General features: G+C 69.1%; 8 protein-coding genes. 2 read left to right on the top strand and 6 right to left on the bottom strand.

What is annotated here, in order from left to right:
• Positions 1–114 precede the first annotated feature (114 nt).
• Both ACFWIW_RS33230 and ACFWIW_RS33225 read right to left on the bottom strand, forming a co-directional pair.
• Positions 115–606: a DUF6912 family protein gene (locus ACFWIW_RS33230; protein ID WP_378372099.1), complete on the bottom strand. Its 492-nt coding sequence runs from the start codon at positions 604–606 to the stop codon at positions 115–117.
• Complete coding sequence (locus ACFWIW_RS33225) at positions 603–2,009, bottom strand: wax ester/triacylglycerol synthase family O-acyltransferase (protein WP_378372098.1); 1,407 nt, start codon at positions 2,007–2,009, stop codon at positions 603–605. The genes ACFWIW_RS33230 and ACFWIW_RS33225 overlap by 4 nt, the downstream gene beginning before the upstream one ends.
• A gap of 34 nt (positions 2,010–2,043) precedes the next feature.
• Between ACFWIW_RS33225 and ACFWIW_RS33220 the strand changes: the two genes are divergently transcribed.
• Positions 2,044–2,823, top strand: coding sequence for a TrmH family RNA methyltransferase (locus ACFWIW_RS33220; protein ID WP_378372097.1), 780 nt, complete (start codon positions 2,044–2,046; stop codon positions 2,821–2,823).
• On the opposite strand, the gene ACFWIW_RS33215 is transcribed toward ACFWIW_RS33220, so the two are convergent.
• Complete coding sequence (locus ACFWIW_RS33215) at positions 2,798–3,202, bottom strand: HAD-IA family hydrolase (protein ID WP_378372096.1); 405 nt, start codon at positions 3,200–3,202, stop codon at positions 2,798–2,800. The genes ACFWIW_RS33220 and ACFWIW_RS33215 overlap by 26 nt on opposite strands.
• 112 nt (positions 3,203–3,314) lie before the next feature.
• On the opposite strand from ACFWIW_RS33215, the gene ACFWIW_RS33210 reads away from it, so the two are divergent.
• Positions 3,315–3,818, top strand: a complete 504-nt coding sequence (locus ACFWIW_RS33210; protein ID WP_378372095.1) for an Rv3235 family protein — start codon at positions 3,315–3,317, stop codon at positions 3,816–3,818.
• A 60-nt stretch (positions 3,819–3,878) separates the two neighbouring features.
• Here ACFWIW_RS33210 and secA read toward each other — a convergent pair whose 3' ends face one another.
• The 3 genes from secA to ACFWIW_RS33195 form a co-directional block, all read right to left on the bottom strand.
• A complete protein-coding gene (secA, locus tag ACFWIW_RS33205) occupies positions 3,879–6,710 on the bottom strand; it encodes a preprotein translocase subunit SecA (protein ID WP_378372094.1) in 2,832 nt (943 codons plus the stop codon).
• 235 nt (positions 6,711–6,945) lie between these two features.
• Positions 6,946–7,635 (bottom strand): ribosome hibernation-promoting factor, HPF/YfiA family, encoded by a 690-nt coding sequence (gene hpf / locus ACFWIW_RS33200; protein ID WP_378372093.1) that lies wholly within the window; start codon positions 7,633–7,635, stop codon positions 6,946–6,948.
• Positions 7,636–8,187: 552 nt separating this feature from the next.
• Entirely contained in the window at positions 8,188–8,820 is a 633-nt protein-coding gene (locus tag ACFWIW_RS33195; RefSeq protein ID WP_378372092.1) for a ComF family protein, read from the bottom strand.
• Positions 8,821–9,085: the final 265 nt, after the last annotated feature.

The following is a 9,085-nucleotide window of genomic DNA, read 5'->3' as shown; positions in this document are numbered from 1 at the left end:
GTGGCCCCCCCCACGCCGGGGGCCCGGCCCTGCCGTGTTCGTCCCGTTTTCCCCCAATTCTGGCGGGCCGGGGGGGGCACTCGGACCGCATTCAGAGGACGAAACGCGAGGGGGTCACAGGAGTTCCAGCAGGAAAGGGAGCTCTTGGGGCGCGTACCAGGCGAGTTCGTGGTCTTCGGCGTCGCCGAGGGTGAACTCGGCGTCCGGATCGCCGAGGTCGGCCTGGTCGATCACCGCGGCGGCGGCCTGCACGGACTCGGCGGCTTCGGCCGCGTCGACGTGGATCGCGGCGACGTCGGCCATCTTCACCGGCCCGGACAGCCGGACGACGGCGGCGTCGAGGTCCGGGCGCAGCGTGACCTCGTCGATGTCGGCCGAGATCACCACCCGCCGCGGCTCGGGCTTCTCCTCCGCCGCGATCAGCCGGAGCGACGCCCTGGCGGCGTCGAGCAGCGCGGCGTACTCGAGTTCTTCGTCGGATCCGCTGGCGTAGGACTCCCGCAGCGCCGGGGTCAGCGCGAACCCCGTGCCGCTGCGCGCCCGGAACTCCCCGGCGGTTTCGAGATCACGGAGCATCGCGATCGTCGCGGGCAGATAAACCCTCACCAGTGCGCACCCTTCAGTTCTTCCAACGATTCCTCGATCATCCCGGCGAGCAGGTCCACATCGGACACGGCCTTGCGATCGCCGTTCAGTCCGAAGTAGACACCGCCGTGATACGAGGTGACCCCGATCGCCAGCGCCTGATTGCGCACCAGCGGCATGACCGGGAACATCTCCACCATCTTCGCCTGTCCCGCGTAGAGCGGCACCTGCGGGCCCGGCGAGTTCGTGATCAGCACGTTGAAAATGCGTCCCGACATCGACCCGGCCACCCGCGCGCCCAGCGAATGCAGCGTCGGCGGGGCGAAACCGCCGACCGTCAGCAGCCCGCGCGCGGCCACCGAGCGGCCGGAATCGAGGTGGTCCGCCATCGCGTGCCCGATGTGCTGCAGCCGCAGGACCGCGTTCGGCTCCCCGACCGGGAGATCGACCAGATAGGCGTCGACCTGGTTCCCGACCAGCGCCGGCGTCGAATACTCGGCCGTCTCGGCGTCGCGGACGGCCATCGGCACCAGCGCGCGCACGGTGGTCGTCGCGGTCAGGTTCGAACCGCGGGAGAGCAGCCATTCCCGCAGCGCGCCGGTGATCGCCGCGAGCACGACGTCGTTGACCGTGCCGCCGTGCGCGGCGCGGACCTTGCGGAAATCCTCCAGCCGCGTGCGGACCACGGCGAACATGCGGCCGCCGGAGGTGCGGACGTTGAGCGGCCCGGACGGCGCCGGATGCACCATGGTCTTCAGCGCCGACGCGACATCGCCGACCGTTTCGGTGACCTTGCCCGCCATCGCGGTGGCGTCGTGGGCGATGGAGCGCACGTTCTCCACCAGCTCCGTCGGCCGCTGCACGGTCTCGGCGACCGCGTCGAGGATCAGCTGCGTGCGGCTCGGCTCCCGGCGGGGATGCCACGTGTCGTCGAACGGTTCCGGCTCCTGCGCGGTGGCGTCGAGGATCAGCTGCCCGATCTCGATCGTGCCGATCCCGTCCACGACCGACTGATGCGTCTTGGTCACCAGCGCGACTCGGTCGCCCGCGAGCCCCTCGACGAAGTACGCCTCCCAGAGCGGCCTTCCCGGGTCGAGCCGCCGCGACATCAGCCGCGCCACGAGGTCGAACAGCTGGCTGTCGGAGCCCGGCTGCGGCAACGCGGACCGCCGGACGTGGTAGTTCAGGTCGAAGTCGACGTCGTCGACCCACACCGGCCGGGCGAGGTGGCCGGGCACCTCCAGCACCCGCTGCCGGTAGCGCGGCAGGAACGCCAGGCGCTGCCCGATCAGGTCCAGCAGCCGCTCGTAGGTGAAACCCTCGCGCGGTCGCTCGAAGATCGCCACCCCGCCGACGTGCATCGGGGTCGAGTGGTCTTCCACGTACAGGAACGAGGCGTCCAGCGCGGAGAGGCGGTCGGGCATGGGCCGATCCTTACATAGTGGGACACTCGCCGGTGTGGGTGATGAGTCGGTGATCTCGCCGAAGGACCGGTTCCTGACGGTGTACGGCCGCAAACCGGTGCTCGAGGCATTGGACGACGCGGCGCTCGAGGTGGACAAGGTGATCCTCGCCGACACCGTGCGCGGGCCGAACGCCGCCGAGATCCAGCGGGCCGCCAAGGCCGCCGGGGTGCCGGTGCAGCGGGCGAGCGCGCATCGCGTCAAGGTGCTGGCGGGCAACGGCAAGCAGGACCAGGGCGTGCTCGCCGACGTCGTCGCCCCTCGGATGCGGTCGCTGCACGCGGCGCTGTCCGACGGCAGGCCGCCGTCGCGGGTGCTGCTGCTCGACGGCATCACCACCCCGGCGAACGTCGGGATGATCCTGCGCACGGCGACCGCCGCCGGGCTGGACGGGGTCGTGGTGCCGCGGCGCGGGGTCGCCGCCCTCGACCCGATGGTGGTCAAGGCTTCGGCCGGGGTCGCGTTCCGCGCGCCGGTGCTGCGATGCGGCAGCGCGCGCGAAGCGGCCGAGATGCTCACCGAAGCCGGCTACGGGATTTACGCGCTGGGCGCTTCGGCGCGCAGCTCGGTGTTCGACGTCGAGCTGCCGCAGCGCGCGGCGTTCGTGCTGGGCGGCGAGACGAACGGCGTCGGCGCCGAGGTCGGCGAGCTGGTGACCGAGTGGGTGTCGATCCCGATGCCCGGCGAAGTCGAGTCCCTGAACGTCTCGGCGGCCGCCGCTGTGCTCTCCTTCGAGCTGGTTCGCCGGGCTAAGGCTTCGGGAACAAGGCGCTGAGCTCGGTCAGCGTCTCCTCGACCGAGGTGTGGTGCACCCCCGCCATCCCGGCCGCGACCGCCGCGCGGACGTTGTGCGCGGCGTCGTCGACGAACACGCACCGGTCGGCGGGCAGATCGAGCAGTCCCGCGGTGAGCAGGTAGACCTCGCGGTCGGGTTTGGCCACGCCGACTTCGCCGGAGAAGACGAGCGCGTCGAAGAACGGGCCGAGTGACCGCTTGGCCTCGTCCGACGCGCCGGGGGCGTTCGAGAGCAAGGCCGTTTTGACACCGCGCTCCCGCGCCGAGAGCAGGAAGGCGTACAGCTCGTCCGCGCCCACATCGGTGAGCACCCCGGCGTAGTCGACGACCAGCCCTTTCAGCACCGGCCCACCGTACACAAGCGATCACCGCACGGTTCATCCTCTCGGGCGGTCCTTGTCGCGGGCGGGGCCGCCGCCCGCCCCTTAGTTGCTGGGCGTGGCCGAGGGGGCCGCGGAGGGGGACTGCTTGATGAAGTCGTACGTGCTGAGACGGCTCGAACCGTACGAACCGCCGTACCGGGTCGCCGGCAGGCCGGACGATCTGGTGCACCGGGCGGCGTCGCCGGACAACCAGCTCGTGCTGGACCTGCCGCTGTCCGGGGAACGCGTCGTGGAGGAACCGCGGCCGTCGCCGGACACTCCGGACGGCAACCGGATCGGCAGGCTGCTGACCACCATCCTCGAAGCCTGTGACGGCCGCCGTCCGGCGGTCCAGGTGCGGCCGATCCTCGACCCGGCGCTCCACCGCGCGCTGCTCGACAGCGGCCGTCGCCGTCCGGCCGGCGGCTACCGGCCGAAGTCGGTCCACCTGGGTCATCCGGCGGACGGCGTCGTCGAAGCCTGCGCGACCGTCGAGCAGAACGGGCGATGCCTCGCCTTGGCCGCACGCTTCGAGCGGACGCCGTCGGGCTGGGTGTGCACCCGTTTCCATCTGCTGAAGCCGCCGCGGCGCGTCTCCGCGCTCGCGGCCTGATACGCGCGAAGGCCTCCTTCCCCCGGCTGAGGGAAGGAGGCCTTCACACGCTTCGGGCCTTTAGCGACGCGGGCCCTTCTTGCCCTTCTTCTGGGAGGCGCGCTGCGCGGCACGACGCTCCCGGCGGGTGCCACCCTGGTCGCCACCGGTGCTGCCGGCACTGTCCGAATGCGACTCGACGCCACCGTCCTCGGACGGGCCCGACATGGTCAGCCCGGACTGCGAACCGCCACCGAGTCCCTTGCCCCGCAAGGCGGATGGCACCGACTGAGTGTCGGTCGCCGGCCCCTGCGGAGGCGTCGGGCGGGCGTGCCTGCCGTCGCCGTTCGCGGCCTGGCCGTTCCCGGAACCGACACCGGCGGGCAGCGCGGACGCGGACTCCGGCGCCGGGGCGGCGGGCTCGGCCTGCTCGACCTGGAGGTTGAACAGGAAGCCGACGGCCTCCTCCTTCAGCGACTCCAGCATCGCGCGGAACATGTCGTAGCCCTCGCGCTGGTACTCGATGACCGGGTCGCGCTGCGCCAGGGCACGCATGCCGATGCCCTCCTTGAGATAGTCCATCTCGTAGAGGTGCTCACGCCACTTGCGGTCGAGCACGGTGAGCATCACCTGACGCTCCAGGCTCCGCATCGCGCCTTCGCCGACCTTGCCGTCGATCTCGGCCTCGCGCTCGTCGTACGCGCGGTGGGCGTCTTCGAGCAGCGCCTCACGCAGCTTGTCGGCGTCGAGGTCGTCGTCCTCGGTGAGCTCTTCCCAGGTGACCTTGACCGGGTACAGCTGCTTCAGCGCCGTCCACAGCTTCTCGTGGTCCCAGTCCTCGGCGTAGCCACTGGAGGTCTCCTCGGTGACGTACGCGTTGATGACGTCGACGAGCATGTGCTCGATCTGCTCGCGCAGATCCTCGCCTTCGAGGACGCGCAGGCGCTCGGCGTAGATCACCTTGCGCTGCTCGTTCATGACCTCGTCGTACTTGAGGACGTTCTTGCGGATCTCCATGTTCTGCTGCTCGACCTGCGTCTGAGCGCTCTTGATCGCCTTGGAGACCATCTTGTGCTCGATCGGCACGTCGTCCGGCAGCCGCATGGTGGTCATGACCCGCTCGACCATCGTCGCGTTGAAGCGGCGCATGAGCTCGTCACCGAGCGACAGGTAGAACCGGGACTCGCCCGGGTCACCCTGACGGCCGGAACGACCGCGGAGCTGGTTGTCGATCCGGCGCGACTCGTGCCGCTCGGTGCCGAGCACGTACAGCCCGCCGGCCTCGCGGACCTCCTCGGCCTCGGCCTTGGTGTCGGCCTGGACCTCTTCGAGCACCTTCGGCCAGGCGGCCTCGTACTCCTCGGAGTGCTCCACCGGGTCGAGGCCGCGGTCGCGCAGCACCTCGTCGGCGATGATGTCCGGGTTGCCGCCGAGCACGATGTCGGTACCGCGGCCGGCCATGTTGGTGGCGACCGTGACCGCGCCCTTGCGCCCAGCGCGGGCGACGATCAGGGCCTCCCTGTCGTGGTGCTTGGCGTTGAGGACCTCGTGCGGGACACCCAGCTTGAGCAGCAGCTTCGACAGGTGCTCGGACTTCTCGACACTCGTGGTGCCGACCAGCACCGGCTGGCCCTTCTCGTGCCGCTCGGCGATGTCCTCGGCGACGGCCTCGAACTTGGCCTGCTCGGTCTTGTAGATGAGGTCGGCCTGGTCGGCGCGGACCATCGGCTTGTTCGTCGGGATCGGCACCACACCCAGCTTGTAGGTCTGGTGGAACTCGGCCGCCTCGGTCTCGGCGGTACCGGTCATCCCCGCCAGCTTGTCGTAGAGCCGGAAGTAGTTCTGCAGCGTGATCGTGGCGAGCGTCTGGTTCTCGGCCTTGATCTCGACGCCTTCCTTGGCCTCGATCGCCTGGTGCATGCCCTCGTTGTAGCGGCGGCCGTGCAGGATGCGGCCGGTGAACTCGTCGACGATGAGGACTTCGCCGTCACGGACGATGTAATCCTTGTCGCGCTTGTAGAGCTCCTTGACCTTCAGCGCGTTGTTCAGGTAGCCGACCAGCGGCGTGTTCGCGGCCTCGTAGAGGTTGTCGATGCCGAGCTGATCCTCGACGAAGGCGACACCCTTCTCGGTGACACCGACGGTGCGCTTGCGGATGTCCACCTCGTAGTGGATGTCCGGCTTCATCAGCGGGGTCATCCGGGCGAACTCGACGTACCAGCGCGAGGACTGGTCGGCCGGGCCGGAGATGATCAGCGGCGTCCGGGCCTCGTCGATGAGGATGGAGTCCACCTCGTCGACGATCGCGAAGTTGTGGCCGCGCTGCACGCAGTCTTCGAGGCTCCACGCCATGTTGTCGCGGAGGTAGTCGAAGCCGAACTCGTTGTTCGTGCCGTGCGTGATGTCGGCGGCGTACTGCTGGCGGCGGACCTCGGGCGTCTGGTCGGCCAGGATGACCCCGACCTCGAGGCCGAGGAAGCGGTGGATACGGCCCATCCACTCGGCGTCACGTTTGGCGAGGTAGTCGTTCACCGTGATGACGTGCACACCCTTGCCGGAAACGGCGTTCAGGTACGCGGGGAGGACCTGGGTCAGGGTCTTGCCCTCACCGGTCTTCATCTCGGAGACCTGGCCGAGGTGCAGCGCGGCACCGCCCATGAGCTGGACGTCGTAGGGGCGCTGGCCGAGCACGCGCCAAGCCGCTTCCCTCGCCACCGCGAACGCCTCCGGCAGGAGGTCGTCGAGTGACTCGCCGTCCGCGTGCCGTTTACGGAACTCCTCGGTCTTGGCCCGCAGCGCGGTGTCCGAAAGGTCCTTGACGTCGTCTTCGAGGGTGTTGATGTGATCGGCGATGTGTCGCAGCCGCTTCACCATTTTGCCCTCGCCCGCGCGGAGCAGGCGGTTCAGCACCATCCGGTCGACCTCACTAGCTGATTGTGATCGCACCCGAGCCGGTCCCGGGCAATCTCGTCCGCGGTGGTGCCTGGTAACGCACCACCGTCCGCCCCCATCGTAGGGAACACCTCGGTGTTCGCGCACGCACCGTCTGTCGGTACCTGACGAGACGGGGGCAGGTCGTGCCTGATCCGGACATGACGGCGGCCCGCACGGGACGCGTGCGGGCCGCCGTCAGGGCAGTAGTGGCCGGCTAGCTCAGCCGGATGACGCCGTAGTCGAACCCTCGCCTCCGGTAGACGACGCTCGGGCATCCGGCGTCGGAGTCGTTGAACAGATAGAAGTCGTGACCGACCAGTTCCATCTCGTAGAGAGCCTGGTCGACCGTCATGGGCTCCGCGTCATGCTTCTTCTCGCGGACGACGCGACCGGGCTGGTGTTCGGTCACCCCGTCATCCCAGCGCTGCTGCTGGGGCATCTCGAAGTCACCGCCCTCGACAGCGAAACCGTTGGCCATGGGTTCGGCCTCCGGCGCTTCGAGTACAGCGGTACCCGCCAGATGTCGGGTGTCGGTGGTCATGCCACCGGCGGCCGCCATCGAAGTCGCCTCGGCGACGGATTCCGGGCGGCTGCGGCCGTAGTGCACGCGCCGGCGGTCGTGTGTCTTCCGCAACCTGTTCTCGAGCTTGTTCAGTGCGGAATCCAGCGCTGCGTAGAAGTCGCCTGCACACGCCTCGGCGCGTACGGCGGGGCCACGGCCCTTCCCGGTGATTTCGACGCGCTGGCAGTTCTTCGACTGCCGGCGATTGGGCTCGTGGAAGAGCTCCACGTCGTAACGGATGACCTTCTTGTCGTAGCGCTCTAGCCGGGCCAGCTTTTCGCTGACGAGTGCCCGATAGTGGTCGGGCACCTCCACGTTGCGGCCCTTAACGACGATGTCCATACACGACCTCCCTCGCTGAAATGACTGCGAGCTGTAGATGTGTTCACTAGGGCGCCGGTAATGCGGGGACGAAGCCCGGATCGCGGGCGATGAGGGAACTCGGCATACGGCCACGACGTCTCGTGTCGGATGTCCGAGCGCGGACTCAGCGCGGCTCCGGCGCCAGGGACATGGGCTGGTCACCTCCCTGCCTGCCGGGATTGCTGATAGCGCTGCACGTTAGCTGCATCACGCCGCGAGCAACAGCCCCCGAGCCGGGGGATATCAGGACGTGAGACCTCGTCACCGCACGCGACGACGACCGTGTGGCCAGCGGGACAATCCGGCTTGTCGGGCGTCGTCCCCGTGATTTGTTTTCACGCGTACGGCGCAAGCCATCGGACAGGAAAATGCGGAGGGTGCCTAGGGCGCGGCGCCCGAGGGAATCCGCCGCCACCCCGGTGGAGTGGCGGGCCGTCGGAGTGTTCCCCAGAAGGTCCCTCATATCCCGTCAACGCCCGTGTACCCATTCCCGTTCCCGATCATTCATCACTCTTGTAGGTGACCTCCCGATCACCCGGCGGCGGCCAGCGCTACCACCGCGGAAACGTGAATTCCTCTTATGTCCAAAAAGCGCGTACAAGCGGCGGCGGTCGCTCCGGTTGTGATCACGTCGTCAAGAAGAACGACCTTCTCCCGGCAAGCTCCCGCGACCAGCCGAATGCGGCCTTGGAGGTTCGCCGCCCGCTGGGCACGGGTGAGCCCCACCGCGTCACGGACACCGGCCCCGAGCCTGAGTACGGGTGCGACCGTCGCCGGTTTTCCCTTGCCCGCCAGCACTTTCACGCATTCCTCGGCGACTCGCCGGACATGCGGTCCACCTCGGACACGGGCGGCGGACCGTCGCGAAGGGACCGGGACGAGGCAGGGTTCCGGCTCCGGCAACTGGACGAGGGCTTCGGCGACGGCCCGGCCGAACGAGGGGGCGAGGTCGCGGCGGCCGCGTTCCTTGTAGGCGAGGATCAGGCGACGGGCGTCGTCGGCGTAGGGGGCCAGGGCGTAGACGGGGACGAGACCGGCCGTCGGGCCGCGGATGATCTCGCTGAGCGAACCCCAGGCGGTCTGGCAGATCGCGCAACAGGGCGCGCCGGGTGCTCCGCAGGACGCGCAGCGGGCGGGGATGAGGAGATCCAGGAGTTTGGACATGGGGCGAGTGTCGGCCGGGGCTCCGACAGTTCCGGACGCCGCCGGAGCGTGAGCGGTCCGCTTTGGACACTTTGCGTCGTCAGGGGGCCTGTGTTGAAAAAGTCAATCGAAGAGAAGGGGGCTTCGGGGCTTCGCTGCTCTTCGCGTGTGGGTCTCGGTCCGTGAGGGCCTCGGTCCGTGAGGGCCTCGGTCCGTGAGGGCCTCGGTCCGTGAGGGCCTCGGTCCGTGAGGGCCTCGGTCCGTGAGGGCCTCGGTCCGTGAGGGG

Source organism: Amycolatopsis sp. NPDC058340 (assembly GCF_042723975.1).
Classification (GTDB): Bacteria; Actinomycetota; Actinomycetes; order Mycobacteriales; family Pseudonocardiaceae; genus Amycolatopsis.
The sequence above is the reverse complement of the archived record's forward strand: the minus strand, read 5'-3'. Positions and strand labels throughout refer to the sequence as shown.

What these genes read in the sequence shown, in the direction of transcription:
- ACFWIW_RS33225 (WP_378372098.1), bottom strand. Translation starts at nt 2,009, where the DNA reads ATGCCCGACCGCCTCTCCGCGCTGGACGCCTCGTTCCTGTACGTGGAA.
- hpf (WP_378372093.1), bottom strand. Translation starts at nt 7,635, where the DNA reads ATGGACATCGTCGTTAAGGGCCGCAACGTGGAGGTGCCCGACCACTAT.
- ACFWIW_RS33195 (WP_378372092.1), bottom strand. Translation starts at nt 8,820, where the DNA reads ATGTCCAAACTCCTGGATCTCCTCATCCCCGCCCGCTGCGCGTCCTGC.
- secA (WP_378372094.1), bottom strand. Translation starts at nt 6,710, where the DNA reads ATGGTGCTGAACCGCCTGCTCCGCGCGGGCGAGGGCAAAATGGTGAAG.
- ACFWIW_RS33210 (WP_378372095.1), top strand. Translation starts at nt 3,315, where the DNA reads ATGAAGTCGTACGTGCTGAGACGGCTCGAACCGTACGAACCGCCGTAC.